A 26,453-nucleotide genomic window follows, 5' to 3' on the forward strand; every position below is an offset into this window, starting at 1 on the left:
TATATGAATAATGAAATTGATTTAAAAAAAACATTGATAATGCCTAAAACTAATTTTGATATGCGAGCAAATTTAGTTACCAAAGAACCATTAATATTTCAAAGGTGAAATGAGCAAAAAATTTATGAATTAGTTTTAGAAAAGAACAAAAACAATACTCCTTTTATTTTACATGATGGTCCCCCATATGCGAATGGAGATATTCATGTGGGGCATGCTATGAATAAAATTCTTAAAGATATTATCATTAGATATAAATCTTTAAGAGGTTTTTATACTCCTTTTGTTCCCGGATGAGACACACATGGTTTACCTATTGAACATAAAATGCTTTTAGAATCAAAAATTAAATCTAAAGATGAATTATCTACTTCTGAACTTAGAAAAAAAGCAGCTGAATATGCTTTAAGTCAAGTTGAAAAGCAAAAACAAGAATTTCAAAAATTTAATCTTTTATGTGATTTTAAAAAATTTTATATTACAATGGACAAAAAATTTGAAGCCCAACAATTAAGATTATTTAAAAAAATGGTTTTTGATGGTTTGGTATATAAAGGTTTAAAACCTGTATATTGATCTCCTTCTTCTCAATCAGCTCTTGCTGAAGCAGAAGTTGAATATCAAGATATTAAATCTCCTTCTATTTTTGTAGCTTTTAAAGTTGAAGAATTAAATAAAAATAAACAATTTCAAAGAGAAGATAATTTAATTATATGAACTACTACTCCTTGAACTTTGTTAGCTAATGCTGGTGTTGCGGTTGGTGAAAAAATTACTTATGTCCGTTTTGAATATCAACAAAAATTTTATATTGTTGCTAAAGAATTATTTACAAAAGTTATTGATACTTTAGAATTTAAAGAAGCAAAAATAATTTCTGAATTTAAATCTAGAGAAATGATAGGTTTAAAATATTTATCTCCTTTAAATAAAAATCTTTGTCCAGTTGTATATGGACATCATGTTAATTTAGAATCTGGTTCAGGATTAGTTCATATTGCTCCTTTATTTGGAGAAGATGATTTCCAAATTGGAATTAAAGAGAACCTTAATATGATTATGCATATAGAAGATAATGGAACTATTAACGAAAAAGGATTACAATATCAAGGCCAATTTTATGAAAAAGCTAATGAATTAATTATTAAAGAATTGGAAGAAAAACATCAACTTTTAAATAATGGAACCATTCTTCACTCTTATCCTCATGATTGAAGAACACATAAACCAATTTTATTTAGAGGCACCCCCCAATGATTTGTATCTATTGATAAAATTAAACATCAAATTATTGATGAATTAGATAAAGTTAATGCTTCACAAGAATGATCTAAAAAGAGATTATCAAATATGATAATTGATCGTCATGATTGAACCATTAGTAGACAAAGAAAATGAGGGGTCCCAATTATTATTTTTTATGATAGGGATAAAAAACCTGTTTTAAAAGAAGATTTATTTGAACATATTATTTCTTTAGTAGAAAAATATGGTAGTGATATTTGATTTGATTCTTCTGCAGAAGAATTATTACCTGAAAAATATAAAAATCAAGGTTTCACCAAAGAAAATAACATTATGGACGTTTGATTTGATTCTGGAACAACTTTTTTAGGAGTGGACATAGATTCAAGATATAGTGCGCCATATGATTTATATTTAGAAGGAAGCGATCAATATCGTGGTTGATTTAATTCTTCTTTAATTAATTCTGTAGCTTTTTCTGGAAGAGCACCATACAAAAATTTACTTTCTCATGGTTTTGTTTTAGATGGTAAAGGTGAAAAAATGTCTAAGTCCAAAGGAAACACAGTTGATCCTTTAAAAATGGTTCAAAAATATGGAGCTGATATTTTAAGACTTTGAGTAGCAAATAGTGAATATTCTAATGATGTTTCTATTTCAGAACAAATTATGAATCAAAATGCAGAAATCTATAGAAAAATTAGAAACACTATTAAATTTTTATTAGGGAACTTAAATAACTATAAATACAATCCACAAACTGTAAGGAAAGGTGTTCATAGTTATATTAAGGAAAAACTTATAGAAACAAAATTAAAAGTTATTAAAGCATATGATGAATATAAATTAATAAATGTTGTAAAACATTTAAATAATTTTATTGTGGAATTATCAAGTTTTTATTTGAGTATTACAAAAGACATTTTATATATTGAAGAATTTAATTCTGAAAATAGAATGATGACTTTAGCCAATTTTTATGAAATTACTGATTTTTTAATTAAAGCTATTGCTCCAATATTACCTGCTACCGCTGAAGATGCTTATGATAATTTTGAATCAAAAGTAGATAAACAAATTTCTGTACATTTAGAAAGATTAGAACAAAACAATACCTTTGATGAAAAAATTCTTAAGCAATGAGATGAATTTTTTGTTTTAAGAGATGAAGTAAATGTTATTATAGAGAATGCTATTAAAAACAATTTAATAAAAAGATCAAATGAAGCTAAAGTTGTAATAAAAACAAAAAGTGATTTTATTAAATCATTAGATTTAAAATTTTTACTAATGGTAGGAAAAGTGGAATTTGGTTTAAAAAATTCTATTGACATTTTTGAATCAGAAAAATGTTTAAGATGTTGAAATCATTTTCCAAAATCAAAAATTGTAGATAATTTATGTCCTTTATGTTATAGTATAGTTAATAAAAAGGACTAAAAATGCAAAAAATTAAAAATTTTATTAATGAATGAATAAAAAAACTTAAAGAAAATAAAAAAAGAATTCTTGTTGCTTATTCTATTTTCTTTTTAGTTTTAATTTTTGTAGTTTTTACTGATCAAATCACTAAAATAACTTTATTTAAGTGAGAAAATGCTGAAAAAAAAGCTGCAAAATCAGGAATTTTATTTAATTGAGGAATTATAGGTTCACGCTCAGTATTACATGCGGGTGTAACTTTTTCTCCTAGGATTGAAGGAAAAACCATTTTGATTCAAACTTTAAGTATTTTAGTATTTATCTTTTTATTGGTTTTACCATTATTTATGTATGAACGAAAAACTGTTGTTGCTCTTATAGGGATGATGGCAGGAGGAAATATAGGGAATATGATAGATAGATTTGTATACATAAATGGATCTGTTTTAGATATATTATATGTTCCTTTTTTAGAAAAATGAATAGGAAGAGAAATAGGTACTTTTAATGTAGCAGATGTAGCAATTATGGGTGGTGCTGTTACTTTAATTATTTATTTTGTTGTAGAAATGATTTTGAATTATCAACAACAAAAAAAAGAAGTTATTTCTCAAACTATGTTAGATGATAAAAAAGAAAATGATTCTAATAAAGATGATTCATCTGATAAAAATCAAGATAATGATGATGAAAATCAAACACCAAAATTACCACCACATAATAATTTAAGACCTTCATAAAAAACAATGCAGAAAAATTTGTATTGTTTTTTAATTAAAAAACGAGGAAAAATGTTTAGATTTTTTGTTAATAAAAAAAATAATGATTATTTTGAATTAGATAAAGATTTAATAAATCATTTAAAAGTAATTAGATTAAGACCGGATGAAAAAATTTTATTAAATTTTAAAAATGAATTTTATGAATGTGTAGTAGAAGAAAATAAAGCAAAAATTATTAAAAAATTAAATATTAATCATGAATACAATAATTCTGTTATTTTAGCATTACCCATTATTAAAATGAAAAATTTTGAATTAGTTTTGCAAAAAGCAACAGAATTAGGAGTAACTAAAATTATTCCTACTATTACAGAATATTGTGATCATTCTTTAATAAAATATATTAAAGATAAACAAGATAGATTTTTAACTATTTTAAAAAATGCTTCAGAACAATCTTTTAGAAATAAAATACCTGAATTAGAACAACCACAATTATTTCAAAATGTTTTAAAAACATTTTGAAATTTTCATAAATATTTAGCATATGAAAATTATGATAATGATAATTATGATGATTTTATTTTAAAAACAAATTCTATTTTTTTTATAGGACCTGAAGGTGGTTTTTCACAAAAAGAAATAGAAATAGCAAAAAAAGAAAATTGCCAATTTATTTCTTTAGGGAAAAGAATTTTAAAAGCAGAAACAGCTTGTATTACAGTTTTATCTCGCATAAAAAAATAAATTTATAAAATATTTTGAAAAATAGGAATGAAGGTTTATTAGACAATACTTTAATAAATGAAATTATTGCAAATAATAAAAATATATTAAATAAATACTACACAATAATAGATTGTGAAGGAAAATCAAAAATAAATTATTTTTATAATTTAATTTCATATTTGAACTTGTTAGAATTTATAAAACTTTTTTTATTTTATGATTTAAATAATAAAACAACTGATATTGATGATAAATTGGAAAAGAAAAAAATTCAAATTAAAAAAGCTGATGAAATATATATAAAAACATTTGAAAATATAACTAATTTAGAACAAAGCCTTTTTGAAACCGAATTAATATCTAATAAAGAAGAAGTTAATCTATAAAATTAAATTATCTAAATGATGAAAATAATTTTCAAACAGATTCAAACAGATTCAAACAGATGAAAATGAACGTAGATAAAAAACCATGAACATAAAAACTTTTAAAAGTGAAAGTAGTTTTTTATTTACAACAGAATGAATTAAGAAAAACACTACAAAAAATTTGGATGAAGTCGAAAATTATTTAAATAATTTAGAGCAATGATTACAAAATTTTTATTGAGTTAAAAACAAAAAATTACTAGAATAAAAATATTTTTTGTTCTATTTTGTAATTGTTAATTTTTGTAAAAATTAACTAATTTATTACATTAAATTTTTTGTAATTTATGTTATAAAAAATACCTGTCTTTTTTATTTATTAGTTATAATAATAAAGCATTTATATTTTTTTGAAATTTAACGTTTTGAATATTTAAAAATAATAAGGAGAAATGATGAGACAAACAACTATTGTTAATCGTGAAAAAAGCGATAAAAAATGATTTGTTGTTGATGCTGAAGGTCAAGTTATTGGACGTTTAGCCACTTTTGTTGCATCTGCTTTAAGAGGAAAAAACAAACCAACTTTTACCCCAAACGCAGATATGGGTGACAATATTATTGTTATTAATGCAGCTAAAGCAATTTTTACAGCAAAAAAAGAAGAAAATAAAATTTATTACTCACACTCAGGATACCCAGGTGGTTTAAAAAGTATAACTGCAGCTAAATTAAGAGCAAAGAAACCTTGTGCTTTAGTAGAAAAAGCTATTTATGGTATGTTGCCACACACTAAATTAGGAAATAAACAAAGAAATAATTTATTTGTGTATGAAGGTGCAGAACATGATAAACAAGCACAAAAACCAGAAATTTTGGAGGTAAAATAGTTTATGGCTACAACAACTAAAAAAACAACTACCAAACCTTTATCACAAGCTGCTAATATTGTTCAATACCGTGGATTAGGAAGAAGAAAATCTTCTACTGCTAGGGTTATTTTACGTCCTGGAAAAGGAAAATTTGTTATTAATAAAAGAGAAGCTAAAGCTTATTTAAATTCTGATTTATATATTAAAGATGCTTTACAACCAATTGTTTTAACAGAAAATCAAAATAAATTTGATATTTTAGTAAATGTTCATGGTGGTGGTTTATCAGGACAAGCTGGAGCAATTAGATTAGGTATTGCAAGAGCTTTACTAGAAGTATCTGAATCTAATCATAATAAATTAAAAGAAGCAAAAATGTTAACACGTGATGCTCGTGCTAAAGAACGTAAAAAACCTGGTTTGAATTCAGCTCGTCGTGCACGTCAATTCTCAAAACGTTAATATTATTCTTTATAATAATTACTTTCTTATTTGTTTTACATATGATAAAATAAATAAGAATTATGCGAGCGTAGCTCAGCTGGTTAGAGCACACGACTGATAATCGTGAGGTCGATGGTTCAAGTCCATTCGTTCGCACCATTTGTTTAAATACACCTAAAAGAAACCTTAAAAGGTTTCTTTTTGTTTTATGGTATTATTTCATTATGAATTTATCGGAAATTTTTAAAATGCAAAGAGCTTTAGATGAAGCGATAGCAAATAGAAATGATTTAAATTTTTCAAAAGATGAAGAATCAAAAAATAAATATCGTAGAATGCAAATTATTGCTTTGCTTGTAGAAACAGCAGAATTTGCTAATGAAATTCAAACTTTTAAATATTGAAAAGCTAAAAAGAATGTAGATAATGAAAAAGCATTAGAAGAATTTGCTGATTTATTACATTTTTTAGGTTCTTTTGCTTATAAATTAAATGTAGAACCCGAAATTGAGCCATTAATAATGTCAAATGATATTAATGAGCAATTGGGTATTTTATTTTCAACTATTTCTAGTTCTATAAACAGTATTAATAAATATTCTATTGGAGAAATGTTAGCTTTAACTTTAGGATGTGCAAAACTTCTAAATTATTCAGAAGAAGAAATTTTAAAATGATATTACATTAAAAATAAAAAAAATTATGAAAGAATTAAAAATCATTATTAATTTAAGATAAAATTAAGAGGTATGCCCAAGTGGTGGAATGGTAGACACCGTAGACTCAAAATCTACTGGAGAAATCCGTGCAGGTTCAAGTCCTGTCTTGGGCACCATTTGATTTTTCACCAAAAATATCTTCAAAATAAAGTTTGAAGATATTTTTATTTTAAAAAAATTCCTAAAATTAAAATTAATTAAAATTTTTTTGAGATTTTTACAAAAAACAGACATATATAAGATGGAGGTAAATTCTATGTATAAAAAAATCACTAAAACCCAATTTCTAAATGACATAAAAAACTACCAACATCCTATATATGTTGTAGAATTAAAACAAAAGGAAAATATTTTAGAATACAAAGCTATTTGTAAACTAAATGATTTAAAAGTTCCTAAACCATCAAAGGAGCCTGATATGACTGTAGGAAACTTAAACATTCAAGAATTAACCAGTATTATCAAAACTGTGGTGGTTGAAAATACACTTTCAAGAGAAGATGTTATTCAAATTGTTAGACAAGAAATAAAACCCATTCAAGATGATATAAAAGAAATAAAAGAAGATATCAAAATGCTTAAATCTTTTCACGTTCAAGACATTGAAAATTATTACAAAAATAAATAATTGTGTTTTTATTAAATTTATCTAATTTAAATATTTATCTTTAAACTTAGAATTTCATATTTCTACTTAATAATTTAACAAAAGTGTAAAAATAGCCCATTTTTGTTAAATTATTATTTTTTTATTACTTTTTTCATAAAAAAGACATATATAAGTGAATAAAGCTATTTTAATATATTCATTTTTACCAGGAGGATTCTAATGAAAAAATATAACAATAATGAAATTTTAGTAAGCAAAAAAAGAATTTAATAAAAAAATTGGAGAATTTCAAAATCCAAAGTTTACAATTAGATATATAAAAGATTTGGGAATAATAAAATGTGAAGCAACTTGTGATTTAAATGATTTAAAAGTTCCTAAACCATCAAAGGAGCCTGATATGACTGTAGGAAACTTAAACATTCAAGAATTAACCAGTATTATCAAAACTGTGGTGGTTGAAAATACACTTTCAAGAGAAGATGTTATTGAAATTGTTGATCAAAGGTTAAAACCTATTGAAAAATGTTTTGATGTTATTGAGAATGATATTAAAAATATATCAAAGAAAATATCAAAATGCTTAAATCATTTCATGTTGAAGATATTAAAAGATACAAATTTTAATAATCTTGAATTAATAATATTTATTAAAACATTTTTTGGTTAATATCACTATGTAAGTTTATTTTTTAATAATATAAATAATGTTTAAATAATGTATTAAAAAAGCATCTTTAACACAATAATTTGGAGATGCTTTTTAATATTTTCTTATATAGCAAAACTATATATTAAGTTGATTAATATATAATAATATAAATAATTATATATTATATTGATTTTAAGGAATTTTATGCAACAAGAAGCTCAAGAAAAAAGTAGTGTTACTAATAAAAATGTTGTTAAAAGAGTAGCGGGTGCTGCTATATTTTTTACATCAATTTTGTTATTAGTAGTTTTATTATTAGGAATTTGATATGGTATTAAAGATCTAATATATGATAAATTAAAAATAAATAACATTTTAGAATTATTTTTTAAACAAATTATTTTGTTATATTTCGGTTCTGGTATAGCGGGTGGTTTTTTATTAGTTTTTATTTTATCAATGATTTATATTGGTAAAAAAAGAAAATATTTTAAATTAGGAAAATTAGATAAGTTATTAGCTATTTTTGTTATTTTTACATTTTTAATATTCTTAACTTTTGGTATTTTTCTACCTTTACAGGAATTATATTTAAAAAATAAAGCAATTGATAGTTTTATAAATAATACATTAGATAATATAGCAAAAATAAATTCATGATTTACTGTAGATAACTTATTTTTGATTTTATATTTATTCATTTTTGTAACTTTTTTATTTTTCATTTTACTTCCATTATGTTTTGGATATGGAAATGCTTTTTACGATAAAAAAGAGGTTTTAACCAAAAAATCAAAAGTTAAATTAGAAAAAAGTAAGGAAAAAGAAAAAATAGAGCAAAAAGAAGAACCTTTAAGAGAAGTTAAATTAGAAGAAGCTTTAAAAATACAAGAACAAGAAAATTTGAATGAAAATAAAAAACAATTAGAAGAAGCAATAGTAGAAGAAAATAAATTAGAAAAATTAGAAGCGGTTGAAGAAAAAGACAATAACCAAAATATTGAAGATCAAATATTACAAGAAGAAAAAATAAATTCAAATCAAGAAAATGAACCAAAAATAATTTATGTTGAAAAACAACCTATTGAAACTCCAAAATCAGAAGAACCACAAATTGATGTTAACCAAATTAAAATTGATGAACGTAAAGCTTATTTATTAGAAAGATACAATGAAAATCAAAATGAACTTGCTTCAGGTTTGTATCAAGAAAATGAACCAAAAATAATTTATGTTGAAAAACAACCTATTGAAACTCCAAAATCAGAAGAACCACAAATTGATGTTAACCAAATTAAAATTGATGAACGTAAAGCTTATTTATTAGAAAGATACAATGAAAATCAAAATGAACTTGCTTCAGGTTTATATAAAAAACAAAAACCTAGTGTGGTTTATGTTGAAAAAAATGAATTTATTCCAATTTTAGAAAATGTTGAATCTAAACCATTGTCAGTAGAAGCAGAAAATAATATAAAATCAATAGAACAAAAAGAAGAACCAAAAGCAATTGAAGAAATTGAACCACAAGCTATTGAGTTAATAAAAGAAGAACCAATAGTAAAAGAAACAAAGAAAAAATTTTATGTTGTTGAAACAACCCCTATTGATGAAAAATTACAACAAGCTAATACTATTGAAATTGAACCAGAAAAATTATCTAGAGTAGAATCAAAACCTATTGAAGAAGAGCCCGTTAAAGAAACTAAGAAGCAAAAAACCACAAAAAAAAGAACAACTGCTAAAAAAACAGCTTCCACTAAAAAGAAAACTTCTACAGCAACAAAAAAACCTGCTACAAGAAAAAGAACTACTAAACCTAAAAATGATGATACTAACAATGCAATTAGATCAGTTTTACTTGTTGATTCTAAACCATTAGAAAATAATTATTCTCAATTGTTAAATGGTGGTTATGAAGAAGTAGAAAACCCATCAACTAGAATTGTTGAAAATAAAAGAGGTACTAAAGTTCCTAAAGCAACTGCTGCAGAAGCAAAAATGTCTATTGATGAATTGTTAGCTACTAAAGCGGCAAATGATGCTAAATTAAAAAAAGCAACTAAGAAAAAACCTGCTAAAAAAGTAAAAAATAGTGAAAAAGATGAAGCACTTAAAAAAGCTGCTGCTGATCGTTCTAAACTTATAGAACAAAAATTAACTAAATTAATTAATTTAGTTGATGATTTAGATTTGGATGAAATTACTAAGAAATAATAAAAATGAAAAAAAGATATGATTTAATTGTTTTAGGTTCTAATTTAGAATCCTTACTTTCTGTTGCTTATGCCTCTTATTTAGGGTTAAATGTTTTAGTAATTGAAGAACAAAAAGAAATAGGTGGTATTAATAAAACTATTTCTAAAAATAAGTTTTCCTTTGATTTAACTACTCCTTTTTTTACCAATTTAGGTACTCAAGATAATCCAGGTTTATTATTAAAGATTTTAAATGAATTAAATATTACTGTTGACTACAAAATTGATAGTAATATTTTGACTTATATATTGGATAAACAGAGTGAAATAAGAAAAGTTATTCAAACTATTCCATATGATAATCGAAATATTTTAAATAATATTGAAAATATAGCACCGGGATCTAGAACTAAATTAAAAGAAATGATAATAATTGCTAACGAATATTATCAAATTTATGAACAAGCATTTTATTTAAATTTTGAAAATTTTTCAATGTCGCAATTAAATAAAAATTATCATAAAGCGTATAAATATTTTGATTATACTGTTCAAGATTTATATAATGATTTGAAAGTTAACCCTGAATTAAGAAGAATTTTAAGTGCTTTTATGCTTTCTTTTGGAGAATTTAATGAAGAATTACCAGCATGATGATTTTTAGTTAAATTATATGAAGTAATTAATTTTGGAATTGCAACTTTAACTAATAAAACACAAGATTTAGTTGAAAAACTTTTTATGTTTGCTATCAATAAAGGTACTGATATTTTGTTAGATACTGAAATTAAAAAAATCATTGTTTCAAATAATCAAATTCAAGCAGTGGAAACTTCAAGAGGTACATTTTTAACTAATCAAATTATTAGCTCTTATCAAGATAATTATGTTTTAGCTCACTTAATAGGAAAAGATATAGTACCTAAATTTCAATTGCAAAATACTTTAGTAAAAAAGAACAATTCACAAACTTTGTTTTTTAACTTAGGATTAAGAACAAATTTAGCAAAAACTAATTTAAAAAGTTATTTAACTTATATTTACAATGATGATGACTATAAAAATATTGATGAAAATATTTCTAAAGAAGCAATTATTATAAATAATGCTTTAATTAAATGTTTAAATTTTGTTAATCCTGAATTAAATGAAAAAGGTATGGTAATTTTAAATATTGAAGTTATATATAATGGAAATTTCTTTTTAAATAGACCAATAGAAATGATTTATTTGGATGAAAATTATATTCAAAATATGATGATCAATTTTGTATCAAAAGTAATTGGGTATAATTTATTTGAAAATTTAGATGCTTCTTATATTCTTTCACCCATTAAAATTGCAAAATATACTAAAAATAAATCAGGTATTTTTTTGGGTAAAAAAATCTTTACTTATAACCCCATATTTTTATCTCTTAAAAATCAATTAAGCAAAGAAAATATTCAAGGATTACATTTTGCTACACAAGATGGAATTTTTGGCTTTACAACCTCTAATGCTTTATTAACTTCAATTTTTGAAACAAAATTAGTTAATTTAGAATTAGAAAGCAATAAAAATAAATTAAAAGAAATAATTGAAGAACAAAAAGAAATTTTTGAAATTAAGAAACAAAAATTAAAATTACCTTCTACTAATGAACAAAAATTATTAGAAAACTTTGAAGATTTTTCTTCTATTAATGAAAATGAAGAAATAAAAATATCTAAACCAATTAAACTTAAGAAGGGTGAAAGTCTTCTTAAAATGGAAAACAAAGATGCTCTTGATTTACAAATTTTTGATTATTTTGCTAAAGATGATTTAAAAGAAAATATTGTTATTGAAGAAGATGTTGTTAACACTGAAGTTATTGAAGAAATTAGAGAAACAGACAATGCTCTTAAAGAGGAAGCAAAATTATTAAAAGCTAAAAAGAATAAAAATAAAAAAGTTAAAAAGCAAAGAAAATTCCATATTTTCTTGAAGAGCATTACTGAATTTGAAAAGAAATATGCTTCAAAAGATTGATATTTAATTGATGCTGCTAAAATAAGTTTTAACACTATTGTTAAATTTGCTTCAAAAATTCTTGATCATAAAATAGAACCAAATTTAATATTACATGAAAATAGTAAAATTATAAAATCAAGAAAAGAAAATGATATAGCTTTAGTCATAATTAATTCTTCTAAAATTATTTTTCCTCAAAAATATAAGTTAAGAATTCCTAGAACTAAACATCAATTACATTTAACAAAATTAAGAGCTAAAAAATCCGATTTATTAATTTATCATGCAATTTTATCTATTGTTTTAAATCATAAATATAGAGAGAATGTGGCAATTTTAGATAATATACATGTATATAAAAATTCTAAACATCAATTTAAAATGTTTTCTCCTAAACTTTTAAAAGTGCCAAAGAGAAATATTTCTAAACAAAAATTAAATGATTTTGTATATATAATTTATCCTCCAAGAAATTCAATGGATGATTTAGAAGAAAAAACTAAATTATTAAATAATAAAAAGAAGAAAATATCTAAAAAAATGATTGTAAATAATAAAATTACAACAATAAAAAACAAAAAAAATAATTATAAAACCAAAAATATTAAATTTGACAATGTTAATGATTATTCTGAACAATTTGAAAAAGATTATAAGAAAAATATAGAAAAAAATAAATAAAAAGGAGAAAAATGCTTGATCAATTTGAGTTTATAAAAGAAAAAACCAAAGCAGAAAAAAAATATTTGAAGCTTTTAAAGAAAAAAGGTTCAAATATAGATATTCCTTTTTATACTGCTCCTAATTTAGTTGCTTCTAATCTTTTTCCGAAAAATCAAGCTGGCAATATTGTAAACATTTTTAATGTTGCTAATAATATAAAAATTTTAACTTTTGTTACCGCTGAAAAAATTTCTTTTTTTAAAGCTGGTCAATATATAGATGTTTCAATAAAAAAAGATGGAATAGAAACTACAAGATCTTTTTATTTTATTGGTTCTCCTGTTAAATCTTCATTTAGCAATTCAAGTAGTATTGTAGTTTATCAAAATGAAGAAGATTGGGCGATTAGTGAAATTTTTAATAATTGAACAATAAATACCAAATTTAATTTTTCTAAACCTAAAGGCGATTTTACTTTAAGTTTGAGTCAATTAGATAAAAATTATTTATTTTTAGTAAATGGAAAAAACATAATTCCTTGTCTATCGATTGTGCAAAATGTTATAGATAGTAATTATGCCATCAAATTAATGATAATGTATCAAGTGGATAAAGAAGAAGATATTTATTGAATTAAGATGCTTCAACAAATTTTAGAAACGAAAAAGAAAGAACAAATTATTTTGCCTAATTATTTTATAACTTCGTCAAAAATAAATAAAGAAGATGAATTTATAAAAACTTTAAATCCTAAAAGATTATTTTTTGAAAAAATTTCAGTAAATTATATTCAAGATTTGTTTAGTAAATTTGTTCACAATAATATTCGTTATTATATTTCAGGTGATTATAAATTTAATAACACTATGAAAGGATACATTGATAGTTTGGGAAATAAAGAAGTAAGTATCATTTATAATGATTATTTTTTAGAAGATATTTCAATGGATTCTTTAGGAATTACAAATAAAGAACAAATAAAAACTTATAAAATTTCTTGATTTATAGATGATGAAAAAGTTTTATTTGAAGGTAAAATTAAAAACAACGAATCTATCAATGATTTTATTCAAAAACAATTTCCTTTTATAGAAATTAGAAAAAAATTTCCTAATTTATTTAATTCGCATCGTTTTATTCTTATTTCTGGAAATATCAAAATGCATCTATTTTTTAAAAAACAATCTAATGTTATTTATAATTCAGATATTTCTTTTGCTGATTCAGACATTAAAATTAAAATAATCTAAAAAGTTAAAAGCACTAGATGTTTTTTTAGTGCTTTTAATATTAAATAAATTAAATAGAAAGACAAATATGAAAAAATTTATTAATTTGCACAATAATACAGAGTATTCTTTTTTAGATTCATTAATTAAAATTAATGATTTGGTCTTAGAAACTAAAAAAAATGGATTAGATACAGCAGTTCTAACCGATCATAATAATTTATTTGGATTGGGAATATTTTTAAAAAAATGTGATGAAGAAAATATTAAACCTATTATAGGAATTGATTTAGATGTTCAAGATTATAGATTCATAGTTTTAGCTAAAAACTATCAAGGTTTTATTAAAATTAATAATTTAAGTTTAAAAGCCTTATCTAACATTTTTATTAATTTTGATGAATTAAATGATGAAAATCTGTTTGTAATTGATCATCCAGTCTATGGATTGTATGCTAAAACAAATAAAATACATAAACTTGATTTTAAAAATTATTTTGTAAATGATGAAGATGTTTCAATTTCTAATGCTATTTTAGTCAAAGAAAACAAAGTTATATGAAGAGATCAATATGAAACCTTAAAAGTAATTCAAAAAATTTCAAATTTGCAAGAATCAAAAGAACCACTTTTTAATTTTGAAGATAATCCAACCAATAATCAAATTATTATTGAAAGAATTGACAATATTATTGAACAATGTAATGTAGTTTTTCCTAAACCAACTCTTGATTTACCAAACTTTGATAATTTATCTAATGAAGATGCTAAATTTAGATTAAAATCAATGCTTAATGAAGGATTAAAAAATAAGAAAAATAATTTAATTAGATTTAGTTCACAAGCTGTTTTACAAAGAATAAATTATGAATATGAAACTATTTGTAATTTAAATTTTCAACAATATTTTTTAATTATTGCTGATTTAATTAAATGAGCAAAATCTCAAAATATTGCTATAGGACCTGGCAGAGGTTCGGCTGCTGGTTCTTTAATTTCTTATTTATTAGATATTACTGAAATTAATCCATTAGAACATGATTTACTTTTTGAAAGATTTTTAAATCCAGAAAGAGTTTCATGACCTGATATTGATATTGATATTCAGGATAATAGAAGAAGTGAACTTATTGATTATTTATTTACAAAATATGGCAAAGATAAAGTTTGTTTAATTTCAACTTTTCAAACTATTGGTGCCAAAATGGCAATTAGAGATGTTGGAAGAATTTTAAATATTGATTTACCCATTGTTGATAGAATTTCTAAATCTTTAAAAGTAGGGGAAACTTTAGCAAGCGCTTATAAAGATAATCCAATATTTAAATCTTTAATTAAAGATTATCCTGATCTTTTAACTTATTCTTTAGAAATTGAAGGACAACCAAGACAACAAGGAACTCATGCTGCAGGTATTGTTTTATCATCTAAAAAAATTGTAGATATTGTTCCTACTTGCCCCACAAATGATGGTTTATATTTTCAAACTCAATTACCAATGAATTATTTGGAAAATTTTGGTTTGCTAAAAATTGATTTATTAGGGTTAAAAACCTTAACTGAAATTAAAGATATGGAAAAATATCTTAAACCTAATCAATTTTTTGAAAATATAGTGAAGAAGGATTTTTTAGAATTAAATGATCCTACTACTTTTGCTATGCTTAATTTAGGTTATACAGAGGGTTTATTTCAATTAGAATCATATGGAATGCGTAAAACTATTAAACAAGTTCATTTAGATTCTTTTAATGATTTATACGCTATTATTTCTTTATTTAGACCAGGGCCTTTGGAATATATTTCTGAATATAGTAATAATAAGAAAAACCCGAAAAATATTAAAAAAATCCATCCTCTTTATGATGATATAGTTAAATCAACATATGGAATTATTGTTTATCAAGAACAAATTATGCAAATAGCACAAAAAGTTGCTTCTATGAGTTTTGGTCAAGCTGACTTATTAAGAAGAGCGATTTCTAAAAAAGATGAAATTAAAATGAAAGCCTATAGAAGTATTTTTTATGAAGGGGCTATTAAAAATAAAATTCCCTCTTCTTTAATTAATGAAATTTATGATAACATAGAAAAATTTGCTGATTATGGTTTTAATAAATCCCATGCGGTGGCTTATTCATTTTTAACAATGAAAATGGCTTATTATAAAGCTAGATATCCCTTATATTTTTATGCTTCTTTAATTTCTAATGCTTCTGGAAATCAAGAAAAAATAAATAAATATGCTAATGAAATTAAAAATTTAAATTGTAAAGTAAAATCTCCTGATATTCAATTTTCTAGTAAAGAAGCAGTAATTGTAGATAATTCTATTTATTTACCTTTTGAAATGATTAAGGGTTTAGGAATGGAAACAGTTGAAAAAATTACTAAGTTACAAAAAACTATTCCTTCTTGAAATAATTTAATGGTACTTTTTTTAAGATTAAAAGATATTGGATTAAAAGATAACAATATTAATCTTTTAATCCAATCTAATGCCTTTAGAAGATATGGTAATATGGAAACTGTAGAAAACACATTTAATTTAATATCTGAAAGTTTTAAAGCAATTATGGATATTCAGGATCCAGAAGACAAAGAAAATGAAATAAAAAGATTTGAATATGCTGATTTTTTACAATATAAAAAACCACAAAACATAACATATGAAGCTTCTAAAGAACAACAATATTTAGGCTCAATTTATAATGCCTTTTTAACTGTCCCTTATGAAAAGGAAGAATTTAAATTAATTGATTTATTTCGCTATAAAGAAGGTAAATTCGTTGTAGAAATTGTTGAATATAAAAAATTACCAAATAGAGATTTATACATAATTAAATATCGCGATAGTAGTTATATTGGAACTAGTTTTTTAACTACTTCTGAAACTAAAAAATATTTACCTTTAAAAGTAGGTAATTTAGCTAAATTAAATCTTTATTGTGTTAATGATACTTTTAGAATTAAAGATATTGAAGGAGTTATAAATGCCTAAGATCGAAAAATTTTTATTAGTTGATGGTAATTTATTAATGTTCCAATCTTTTTATGCTTCTTATAGTCCTTATTATGAACCAATGCATAACAAAGAAGGAATTACTACTAATGGAATTCATGTATTTTTTACAACTTTGTTTAGATTAATAAAAAAATTTAAACCAAAATATATGTTTGTAGCATTCGATTCTGATAGTAACACATGAAGAAAACAAGAATTTCCGGATTATAAAGCAGGTAGAGAAAAAGCACCGCTTATTATTTTTGAACAATTTAAATATGTTAAGCAATTATTAACGGATTTGAAAATTCCTTGATTAGAAAAATCTGGAGATGAGGCAGATGATTTAATAGCAACATTAGCTGCTTCGAATGATTATTTATGAAACATTGTTTTTTCTAAAGATAAAGATCTTTTGCAATTAGTGAATGAAAATACTATTGTTTATAAATATGATTCATACAATAAAGAATATATAACTATTGATTATGAAAATTTTTATGATTACTACAGAATAGAACCAGAACAAATTCCCGATTTTAAAGGACTTGCAGGGGATAATTCTGATAATTTAAGAGGAGTAAAAGGAATAGGGGATAAAACTGCTATTAATTTACTTAATAAATATCATACTTTGGAAAATATTTATGAACATTTAGATGAATGTAAAGAATCGGTTAAAAATAAATTAATTATTGATAAAGAAAGTGCTTTTAAATGTAAACGTTTAGCAGTATTGAATAGACTAGTAGATATGGATAAAAATATTGAAAATTATCAATTTTTTATAGATAAAAAAACCCCTATTTCTTTATTAGAAAAATTAGAATTAGATACCATTTTAAATCAATTAGAAGAAATTTAATTTTTGTTTATTTTTATTGTTAAAAAATGTAAAAAAATAGCAAAATTCTTTTGTTAATAAAAATATTAAATATACAAAAAGGCTAAAAAATGCCTTTTTTTATTTAAATTTTCAACTTTTTAATATTAAAGACTTGTGGATATCTATGCTAATAAAACAATAAAAAGTAAATATTTATTAATCTTTAAAAAATACTTTCTATATATTTAATAGAATAAATATAGACAACAAAAAAGAAAGATAAAAAGGAGAAAAATTATGTTAAAAAATATTCGCTATCCATTTTTTAAAATAAAAAAAGAAAAAGGGATTTCAGGAGAAGATTTAATAAATCTTCGTAAATTTTATACTCCAATTTTATCTACTAATGCAATTCTCTTATATGAATATTTAAGAGATCTTTCTTATGATGTAATTAATGAAAAAGGTATGTATGACTATGAAAGTTTAACCTATTTATTAGGTATGAATTTAGAAGCATTAAATGATGCAAGAATTAAATTAGAATCATTATCTTTACTTTCAACTTTTATTGATGAAATAAATCATGCTACTATTTTTTTAATGGAAAAACCATTGGATGCTATCACTTTTAAAAAGAATGTTTTACTTTCTAATAAATTGTCAAAAATTATAGGCAAAAAAAGATTTGAACATCTTTTGGGTGAAAATAAAGTTTCTTTAAAAATGACTAATTCACATTATCTTGAAAATGTTTCAGCAAAATATAATGATGTTTTTGATGAAAATGAAGAATTAGCTTGTTTAAAAGAGGTATTGCAAGAAGCGAAAGAATTTGATCATAGTTTATTAGGTGATACAACAGAAATTAATTTAGATATTCAAGAAAAGTTAGATTTAAAAAACTTTGAATATGATAATCCTTATGAAGCAATTTTAAAAACAGATTCTAGATATTTTTTCTCTCAAATTTCATATCAAATTCCTACAGAAGGAATAATAGAATTAATTAAAGAAGCAAGACAAGCAGGAATGATTGACCCTTGTATTAATTTAGTTTTCTTTTATGCGCAAGAAGTTAATGGAAAAATAAATTTAAATTATGTCAAAAAAATAATTTTAGATTTAATAAAAAAAGAAGTTATTTCTTTTATAGCATTAGAAAAACATTTAGATATTATTATGAAAGATAAAAATAAAACAGCAGTTTCTAAAAAAGATTTATATAAACTTTCATATTTTGAAAATTTACAAAAATCAAATATTTTAGGGGATAACTAATGAATAATCAACAAAATGAAAAAACTTACGATCAAAAAAAAGTTGTTGAATTCATTAAATCAGAACCTAAAATTTTAGATTTAATAAAGACAATGAATGTAACTGATGAAGAAATTTTAAATAATATTATTTCATTTCTTAAAATAAAGGAATTTTTTGATAATAGTGATAATGCCAAAATAGGTTATGAAATAAGAAGAGAAGCAAACAAAAAGTTGGTTTTTGTTCAAAAAGAGACACAAAGTAATTTCACTAATGGTTTAAACCGTTTTCTTCATTTAATTTTGACTGATATTTCTGAACCAGATGAAAATTGTTTGTTAAAAACAATTAATTTATCTTCAAGTAATAGAAAAAATATATTAAAAGAATTTAAAAATATAACAAAATCTATTTTACAAAAAAATAATTTTGGGAATATTGATGGTATATATTTATATGGAAAATCTAATTCAGGAAAAAGCTATTTAATGCAAGCTTTTGCTAATTTTTTTGCTTCTAATAAAATATTAACATCTTATATTTTGAATGACAAATTATTTCAATATATTGTTAAAAACAGCAAAGAAAAAAAACAAGAAAAAAATCAAAAAGTTATTGAACTTTTAAAAAAGGTTAATTTTCTGATTATTGATAATTTAGGCTTGGAAAATGCTAAATATTCTAGTTTTATTTTGAATGAAATTTTAGATATTATAGAAGAAAGAAATAAAAATAACCTTTTAACTTTTTTTAGTTCTCCATATAATATTGCAACACTTAAAAATATTTATGAAGAAAAATACAATACTGTTGAAGAAAAATACAGAATTGATAAGTTAATAAACCTTATAAAAAATCTTGCTAAAGAATTTAATGTTGATTAATAATAATATTTAAAAATTAAAAAAAGAAACGAAGTATTTTTGTTGTTTCTTTTTGTTTTATAGATAAATACAATAAAAATTATTTTTTAATTTCTTTATTTCATCCCATAGCTTCTTCATATTCATTTAAGCTACCATGAAATATAAAACTATTATTTGGATTTATATCTAAAATTACATTAGCACAATTATTTATAAAAGCAGAGTTGTAAGTTGTAAATATTGCTCCACCTTTATATGATTTGACCCCTTCTATAACTGAATCAATACTTTCAGTATCTAAATGATCAAGTGGTTGATCTAAAATGATAAAATTTGCTTCTAAAAGCATCATTCTTGAGAACATTAGCCTTGCTTTTTCTCCCCCTGATGTGACTGAAACTTTTTTAAAGACAGAATCATTTGAAAATAACATTCTTCCTAAAAAACCACGCATTCTTTGATCAGAAACATCTCTAGTTTCTTCAGTTGTATTTTCTAATGGCCATTTTGATAATCATTCAATAATGGTCATATCTTCATTAAAATATTTACTATTATCATTTGGATAATAACTATTTTTAATAGTTTGACCTCATTTTATACTTCCAGAAGTGGGCTTTATTTCACCTACTAAACATTGTAATAATTTAGTTTTAGCAATGTCATCTTCCCCTAAAAGAGCCATTTTTTCACCTCTTGCTAAGGTAAAAGAAACATCCCTAAATAAATATTCACCATTAGGATTTTTATAACTTAAATTTTCAACTGTTAAAACATCTTTTCCTAAATCACGATTTAATTCTCATGCTATATAAGGATATTTACGATTAGAAGGTTTAATTTCATCAAGAGTAATTTTATCTAAAAGTTTTTTACGACTAGTTGCTTGTCTAGATTTTGAAGCATTGGCAGAGAAACGAGCAATAAAAGTTTTTAATTTTTCAATTTGAACTTCTTTTTTCTCATTAGATTGTTTCATCATTTCTTTTGCTAATTCAGAAGATTGTTTTCAAAAAGAGTAATTACCTGTATACATTTTAGCTTCATTGTAATCTATATCAACAATATGAGTACATATAGAATCTAAAAAATCACTATCATGAGATACAACAATAACTATATGAGGATAGTCAATTAAAAAGTTTTCAAGTCATTTAATAGAATGAATGTCCAAATGGTTAGTAGGTTCATCCATAATTAAAATATCAGGATTACCAAATAGTGCCTTTGCTAATAAAACCTTTATTTTTTGATTAGCAGTTAATTCTTTCATTTGAACTTCTCATTTTTCTTTTGGAATATTTAAACCGGAAAGAAGTTCTTGAGCATCATTTTCAGCAGTTCAACCTCCTAATTCCCCATATTTATCTTCTAATTCTCCGGCTTTTTCATAATCCTCCATAGTGGCATTAGGGTTAGCATAAATAGCATCTTTTTCTTCTTTAATTTTATGCAATTCTGAATTACCCATTATAACTACTTCTGTAACTATCATTTCATTATAAGCATTATGATCTTGAGAAAGTACACTTAATCTAGCATTTTTATCTTTTTTTACAAAACCAGAAGTTGATTCAACTTCTCCTGCTAATATTTTTAAAAATGTAGATTTACCAGCACCATTTGCTCCTATAATTCCATATGTATTTCCTTCAGTAAATTTTAAGGTGACATTTTCAAATAATTTTTTATCACTAAAAATTTTTGATAGATTATCTACTTCTAGCATTATTACTCCTTTAATAAAATTTGTATTTAATAATTATATTAGCATACTTAAATACCTTTGTATTTAATATTAGTCATTTTTATTGAAAAACCTCCTTATATATAAGGAGGCAAATATATTATTACTATTATTAAATTGGGATAATATTAGAAAGGAGTTTTTATATTATAAAAAAATTAATAGAACACATATATTTGTAGAAAGAAGAAATTTTAGAAACAAATTATAAGTAATAACATATTTCAATGGAATTTTCTATAATTTGAGCACCATCTCTAATTAAAGCGAAATTTCCATCGTTTTCATTTAAACTAGGGTAGCAGTATACCTCCTTTCCATATTGTGTAAAATATGTAACCATATTTTGAATACTAGATTTAATATTTGAATTGTAAATAACAAGTGATTCAGCTATTTTAGCTATTATTGAATTTTTTTCTCTTAATCTATCAAATTTAATATTACAACCAATAGGATATTGAGTTATGTATAACTCATTTTCTTTTATTTCTTGATTAAAAAAATCAAATCCTGAAGCTAACACATGAATGATATGTTTATCATTTTTTCTATAATACTCAATAATATTTTTTTCTAATGCTTTGTAGGAACCGATAATTAAAGCATTATTTTTAGAAAATATAGGTAAAGAATTATTTAAAAAATTTAATGAATTTTCATCTAAAGAATCACCTGATAAAGCAATGATTTTATTATTTAAAATATTTAGATCACCTTTGTAAAAAATAACATATGGTAAAGCATCATATTTTTTCAAAACTTCTGGGTAATCATCATCATATATAGTTGTAACTTTTATATGTTCTTGTTCTAAAGTTTTTAAAAATAAATTAACATCATCTAAATTTATTTTTTCTTTTTGTTTTAAAGCCTTTCATATATAGAAGTTATTTCCTTCATATTTAAAAGACAAGTAAATTAATAAATTTCTCAATTGAACCTCGATATGGATATTTTATTTAGAAAGGGGGGTGTGGAAATAATGAAAATGAAGAGTTTTTATTCATATAAATTTGAAAGGTAAGGTTTATAAAGAAAGAAAATTACAAATGCTCAATTTTTAAAGTTATTTGAAATAAAAAGATAATTTTGTTATTTAAGAATTTAAATTTATTTAAAAATATATGAATAAAATTGGAAATTAATTAAAACCTTGTGTTTTAAAATAAAAAAATTGATGTTGTTGAAATAAAATTGACAATTAGATTTTTTGGAGGATTTTTTGCCCTCCATATATATATGTCCATTTTTTGTAAAAAAGCTAAAAAAATTTTAATTAATTTTAATTTTGGGAATTTTTTTATTTTTTTCCATTTTTTTAGACTATTTTTTGCTTTTTTAACTAAAAATTCTCTTTTTTCTTTAAATTTGTTTAATAAAATATTTATATATTCAGTTTTACTTTTAATTAAAGTTAATAATTTTTTTACCAAATTGTTATCTATTATTAAAACTATACTTCTTATAGATTGAAAACGGTTCTAATTGAAAGCAACAATAATAAAAATTATTAGTTATTTAATTAAATGTAGTTTTTTTATTCTACAAAATTTTAGTTATATTTTGTTATAAAAAATTTGATATATTTTTGGATTTTTATAACTCATATGAGTTTTTCAGTGTTTATAGAACCTTTTTATATTAAAAAAATCAAATACAACACAATTAAATTTTATTCAAATTGTGTTGTATTTGATTTTTCCAATCTATGTTTTTTTAATTTTTATTAAAAAGTGGGGGGTTATGGCTTTAGAAACAAAAGTTATTGATACAAAAAGTTACTTTTCTTTTCAACAACAAGATTTAATTGATTTATTTTCAAGTTTTGGATGACAAACAATTGGTGTTACCGATACTAGAGTAACAATGAATAGAGATAATAATATTGCAAATTATATGGAATTAGTTACTTTAGAAAGAGAATTTAATATTCATTTATTAAAAGTAAAAGAAGCATATTTAAAAAAACAATTTGTATTTAAAACATTTCTAATATTGTTTTTACTTTTAATATTTCCAGGTATTTTATATATTGTTAGTCGTAAAAAATGAAGCAAAATATATTTTTCTGAACTTAGGACAATGAGAAAAACTGCCGAAAAAGCAAAAAACATTTTTTACTCTACAAATTAATTTCTAAAAATAGGATTTAAGTTTTATGAATCCTATTTTTTTATTTGTTTTTTAATAAATAAAAAACCATTAAAAACAGAAATTTCATAATTTCAAAAAAAATTTCTATTTGAATAAAAATACTATATAAATAATTCTTTTTTTTATATATATTGTTTTATTTTAGTATTATTTTACTAATATGAAATTATATGAAGATATACAAAATAAATTAAAAAATATAAATTTATCCTATAAAGAATTTGCTCAAACTAATTTATTTAATTTTTTACAAAATAATTCAAATTATAGACTTGATAATTATTCACTAATATTTGTTCATATAACTTCTATGTGTTTAGAAACAAATCCAGAACAAATTAGAATAAGAAATGATTCTTTTTTAAAACAAGCTCAAAATGAAAAAGATGTAATATTAATTTCTTCTTATAAAGATCAAAACAATGAAATAATTCATTTTATATTAAGTTCATATTGATTTTTTGATTATTCAAAAAAAGTTGATTGTTCAAATAGTTTTATAAATTTTAACTTTTCTGATTTAAATATATATAGTGAATTTTTAGGTTTACAATATAAAAAAAATAATAAAAAAGTTAAATACATATTTCTTACACTAAATGATAATAATGAATTTTCTCAATTATTTGAATATGTAAGTATGTCAAAAAATATTAATGAGAGTTTTTCAAAAAATAAATTTTCTAATATTTATCATTCAAAAAATGATCCAGCAATTCCTTATTTATACAAAAAAGATTTATATGAACTTTCAAATTATTCTTGTTTTGTACATAAATTCAATAAAACAAAATGTAGAATGAAAATAGATTGAGAAAATACTAAAAAATCATTAGAAGGTACTAATTTAAATGTTCCTATTGATTTTCATCATTTTATCCCTAGATCTTTATTTAAAAAACAATGATTAAATGAGGGAGAAGAATTGAATTGAAAATTTATTCACTCTAAAATTAATTTAATACCATTATGTCAAATTTGTCATCAAAGTATTCATAATTCTGATAAAAAATTATCAAAAGAAACTTTTGAAAATATTATTAATTCTTTAAAAAATGAAAATTTATATGAGCAATTTTTAACTTACCTAAAATCTACAAATTTTCTAAACAATATTGATGATTTATTAAATTTTTATATAAATGAAGGAGAAATAAATGAAAACTAAATATATTGTTTGAGACTTATTTGGTGGTGGTCAAAATAGTGTTTTCAATACAATAAAAGAATTTGATTTAGAAGAATATTTTGAAATTTATACTTTTGATGTAACTGAACCTATTAGAAAAAATCATATTAAAATTGATTTATCACAAGATAACATTATAGATAAAATGAAAAATTTCCCTCATCCCGATATTATTGTTGCTTCCCCGCTTTGTCAATCTTTTTCTTGTGTTTTAAATATGAAAGGTGGGGGGACTTGTTTTTGAAAATATGAAGATGAAACTAAAACTTCTTTAACTGAAAGAACATTAGAAGAATTTGAAAAATTAAAAGGTGGTTTTACTAAAAATTTAAATGGTGAAGTTCAATTATTTATAAAAAGATTGGGTCAACGTTGTATAGATAACACAATAAAACTAATTGAATTCTATAAACCTAAATATTGATATATAGAAAATCCAAAACACTCTTTAATGTGAAAATATATTAAATATAACAAATCATATTTTTTTGAAAAAAATCTTTTCTTAAATGAAGCTTCACTAGGTAAATATGGTTTTTTAACTTCTAAACCCACTATTTTTTTATCTAATATAAAAATGAATTTAGAAAAAGGTAAAATAGTCCCTCCATATGAAATTAAAATTATAGATGGACAAAAATATTATGTTTTAAAAGATGACCCAAATGTAAAGGTAAATTTTTCTTTGGATAGTAGAATGATAGGAATTGCTTCTTTAAAAAAAATGATAAAAGCTAGAAATACAAATTCAGGAATGGGAGCAATGGATTTTGTTATGCGTTCAGGTAAACAAATTAATCAGAAAAATAAAATGGTAAATGAACAACTATCAGAATCTGGTCCTGCAAGTGCTATACCACATAAATTAATATATGCTATATTTAAACATTTTATTAAAGAATTGGATGAAAATTTATTTGAATATATTCTTAAAAGAGAAAATAAAAATTTAAATTTTCAAAATTATAATTTTAATAATAAATTAAATAAAATTAACTAATTTATCTAAAATATAGATAAATATGGAAAAAAAATTAATTTTTAAAATAGGATTTAAGTTTTATGGATCCTATTTCTTAATTAAAAATTCAAGTGCAATACAATCAAAATAAAATTTAATTGTATTGCACTTGAATTTTTAATATAAAAAGTTCTACAAGTACCTAGTACCTATATGAATTATACAACTCCAAAATATTGACATATACTAGTTTTTAAATTAAATATTTAAATGGTTCTGTTAAATTAGTAGACAATTCATAATAATTGTTAAAACTTTTAATAATACTTCTTATAATAAAAATTATAAGTATTGAATAACCATAATTTAATATCTATTTATAAGATTTTATTATCATCATAATGATTAAAATTATTTCCAAATAAAAGCTTAAAATACAATAAAACATTTTCATTTTCAGAATTTAATAAATTTAACTTTTTAATAAGTACTTAAATTAGAGTTATTTTACTTTTGGAATTTATATTGGAATTTATATATTAAAAAATGTGCTATACTTTTTATGTAATAAC

Annotated in this window: 22 protein-coding genes and 2 tRNA genes; 22 read left to right on the forward strand and 2 right to left on the reverse strand. The window is 22.4% G+C overall.

The features are described from left to right. Nucleotides 1-3: 3 nt before the first annotated feature. From ileS to ACJA27_RS00850, 19 genes are all read left to right on the forward strand, one after another. Nucleotides 4-2,685 (forward strand): isoleucine--tRNA ligase, encoded by a 2,682-nt coding sequence (ileS, locus tag ACJA27_RS00760; protein WP_406618088.1) that lies wholly within the window; start codon nt 4-6, stop codon nt 2,683-2,685. Nucleotides 2,686-2,687: 2 nt separating this feature from the next. Beyond that, on the forward strand, nt 2,688-3,407 hold the full coding sequence (locus ACJA27_RS00765; RefSeq protein ID WP_406618089.1) for a signal peptidase II: 720 nt from the start codon (nt 2,688-2,690) through the stop codon (nt 3,405-3,407). A 51-nt stretch (nt 3,408-3,458) separates the two neighbouring features. After that, nucleotides 3,459-4,136: a 16S rRNA (uracil(1498)-N(3))-methyltransferase gene (locus ACJA27_RS00770; protein WP_406618090.1), complete on the forward strand. Its 678-nt coding sequence runs from the start codon at nt 3,459-3,461 to the stop codon at nt 4,134-4,136. Between the two features lie 14 nt (nt 4,137-4,150). Then, the gene (locus ACJA27_RS00775; protein ID WP_406618092.1) at nt 4,151-4,504 is read left to right on the forward strand and encodes a hypothetical protein; all 354 of its coding nucleotides are present in this window, start codon (nt 4,151-4,153) and stop codon (nt 4,502-4,504) included. An 85-nt stretch (nt 4,505-4,589) separates the two neighbouring features. After that, the gene (locus ACJA27_RS00780) at nt 4,590-4,754 is read left to right on the forward strand and encodes a hypothetical protein (RefSeq protein ID WP_406618094.1); all 165 of its coding nucleotides are present in this window, start codon (nt 4,590-4,592) and stop codon (nt 4,752-4,754) included. Nucleotides 4,755-4,941: 187 nt separating this feature from the next. Next, nucleotides 4,942-5,376, forward strand: coding sequence for a 50S ribosomal protein L13 (gene rplM / locus ACJA27_RS00785; RefSeq protein WP_406618095.1), 435 nt, complete (start codon nt 4,942-4,944; stop codon nt 5,374-5,376). A 3-nt stretch (nt 5,377-5,379) separates the two neighbouring features. Continuing rightward, the gene (rpsI, locus tag ACJA27_RS00790; protein WP_406618096.1) at nt 5,380-5,820 is read left to right on the forward strand and encodes a 30S ribosomal protein S9; all 441 of its coding nucleotides are present in this window, start codon (nt 5,380-5,382) and stop codon (nt 5,818-5,820) included. 64 nt (nt 5,821-5,884) lie between these two features. After that, nucleotides 5,885-5,961, forward strand: a tRNA-Ile gene (locus tag ACJA27_RS00795). Nucleotides 5,962-6,026: 65 nt separating this feature from the next. Then, nucleotides 6,027-6,530 carry a dUTP diphosphatase gene (locus ACJA27_RS00800; RefSeq protein WP_406618097.1) on the forward strand — a complete coding sequence of 168 codons (504 nt, stop codon included), beginning with the start codon at nt 6,027-6,029 and terminating at the stop codon, nt 6,528-6,530. Nucleotides 6,531-6,553: 23 nt separating this feature from the next. Beyond that, nucleotides 6,554-6,637, forward strand: a tRNA-Leu gene (locus ACJA27_RS00805). Nucleotides 6,638-6,777: 140 nt separating this feature from the next. Beyond that, nucleotides 6,778-7,149 carry a hypothetical protein gene (locus ACJA27_RS00810; RefSeq protein ID WP_406618098.1) on the forward strand — a complete coding sequence of 124 codons (372 nt, stop codon included), beginning with the start codon at nt 6,778-6,780 and terminating at the stop codon, nt 7,147-7,149. Nucleotides 7,150-7,456: 307 nt separating this feature from the next. After that, nucleotides 7,457-7,801: a hypothetical protein gene (locus tag ACJA27_RS00815; RefSeq protein WP_406618099.1), complete on the forward strand. Its 345-nt coding sequence runs from the start codon at nt 7,457-7,459 to the stop codon at nt 7,799-7,801. A gap of 186 nt (nt 7,802-7,987) precedes the next feature. Then, nucleotides 7,988-10,000 (forward strand): hypothetical protein, encoded by a 2,013-nt coding sequence (locus ACJA27_RS00820; protein WP_406618100.1) that lies wholly within the window; start codon nt 7,988-7,990, stop codon nt 9,998-10,000. A gap of 5 nt (nt 10,001-10,005) precedes the next feature. Beyond that, nucleotides 10,006-12,657, forward strand: coding sequence for a hypothetical protein (locus ACJA27_RS00825; RefSeq protein WP_406618101.1), 2,652 nt, complete (start codon nt 10,006-10,008; stop codon nt 12,655-12,657). 11 nt (nt 12,658-12,668) lie between these two features. Beyond that, a complete protein-coding gene (locus ACJA27_RS00830) occupies nt 12,669-13,889 on the forward strand; it encodes a hypothetical protein (RefSeq protein WP_406618102.1) in 1,221 nt (406 codons plus the stop codon). A 67-nt stretch (nt 13,890-13,956) separates the two neighbouring features. Next, nucleotides 13,957-16,869: a DNA polymerase III subunit alpha gene (gene dnaE / locus ACJA27_RS00835; protein ID WP_406618103.1), complete on the forward strand. Its 2,913-nt coding sequence runs from the start codon at nt 13,957-13,959 to the stop codon at nt 16,867-16,869. Continuing rightward, nucleotides 16,862-17,737, forward strand: a complete 876-nt coding sequence (locus tag ACJA27_RS00840; protein WP_406618104.1) for a 5'-3' exonuclease H3TH domain-containing protein — start codon at nt 16,862-16,864, stop codon at nt 17,735-17,737. Before dnaE ends, ACJA27_RS00840 begins: the two co-directional genes overlap by 8 nt. Before the next feature lie 258 nt (nt 17,738-17,995). Beyond that, on the forward strand, nt 17,996-18,979 hold the full coding sequence (locus tag ACJA27_RS00845; protein ID WP_406618105.1) for a DNA replication protein DnaD: 984 nt from the start codon (nt 17,996-17,998) through the stop codon (nt 18,977-18,979). Next, nucleotides 18,979-19,845, forward strand: a complete 867-nt coding sequence (locus tag ACJA27_RS00850; protein WP_406618106.1) for a DnaA ATPase domain-containing protein — start codon at nt 18,979-18,981, stop codon at nt 19,843-19,845. The genes ACJA27_RS00845 and ACJA27_RS00850 overlap by 1 nt, the downstream gene beginning before the upstream one ends. 79 nt (nt 19,846-19,924) lie before the next feature. Here ACJA27_RS00850 and ACJA27_RS00855 read toward each other — a convergent pair whose 3' ends face one another. Both ACJA27_RS00855 and ACJA27_RS00860 read right to left on the reverse strand, forming a co-directional pair. Beyond that, nucleotides 19,925-21,556 carry an ABC-F family ATP-binding cassette domain-containing protein gene (locus ACJA27_RS00855; protein ID WP_406618107.1) on the reverse strand — a complete coding sequence of 544 codons (1,632 nt, stop codon included), beginning with the start codon at nt 21,554-21,556 and terminating at the stop codon, nt 19,925-19,927. Between the two features lie 223 nt (nt 21,557-21,779). After that, nucleotides 21,780-22,511 (reverse strand): DNA-processing protein DprA, encoded by a 732-nt coding sequence (locus ACJA27_RS00860; RefSeq protein ID WP_406618108.1) that lies wholly within the window; start codon nt 22,509-22,511, stop codon nt 21,780-21,782. Between the two features lie 809 nt (nt 22,512-23,320). On the opposite strand from ACJA27_RS00860, the gene ACJA27_RS00865 reads away from it, so the two are divergent. The 3 genes from ACJA27_RS00865 (at nt 23,321) to ACJA27_RS00875 (ending at nt 25,920) form a co-directional block, all read left to right on the forward strand. After that, entirely contained in the window at nt 23,321-23,710 is a 390-nt protein-coding gene (locus ACJA27_RS00865) for a hypothetical protein (RefSeq protein WP_406618109.1), read from the forward strand. Between the two features lie 181 nt (nt 23,711-23,891). Next, nucleotides 23,892-24,899 (forward strand): hypothetical protein, encoded by a 1,008-nt coding sequence (locus ACJA27_RS00870; RefSeq protein ID WP_406618111.1) that lies wholly within the window; start codon nt 23,892-23,894, stop codon nt 24,897-24,899. Continuing rightward, nucleotides 24,889-25,920, forward strand: coding sequence for a C5 methylase (MAV1virus-like) protein (locus ACJA27_RS00875; protein ID WP_406618112.1), 1,032 nt, complete (start codon nt 24,889-24,891; stop codon nt 25,918-25,920). The genes ACJA27_RS00870 and ACJA27_RS00875 overlap by 11 nt, the downstream gene beginning before the upstream one ends. The last annotated feature ends 533 nt before the right edge of the window (nt 25,921-26,453 follow it).

The organism is Mycoplasmopsis lipophila (genome assembly GCF_045276895.1).
Taxonomy (GTDB): domain Bacteria; phylum Bacillota_I; class Bacilli_A; order Mycoplasmatales; family Metamycoplasmataceae; genus Mycoplasmopsis; species Mycoplasmopsis lipophila.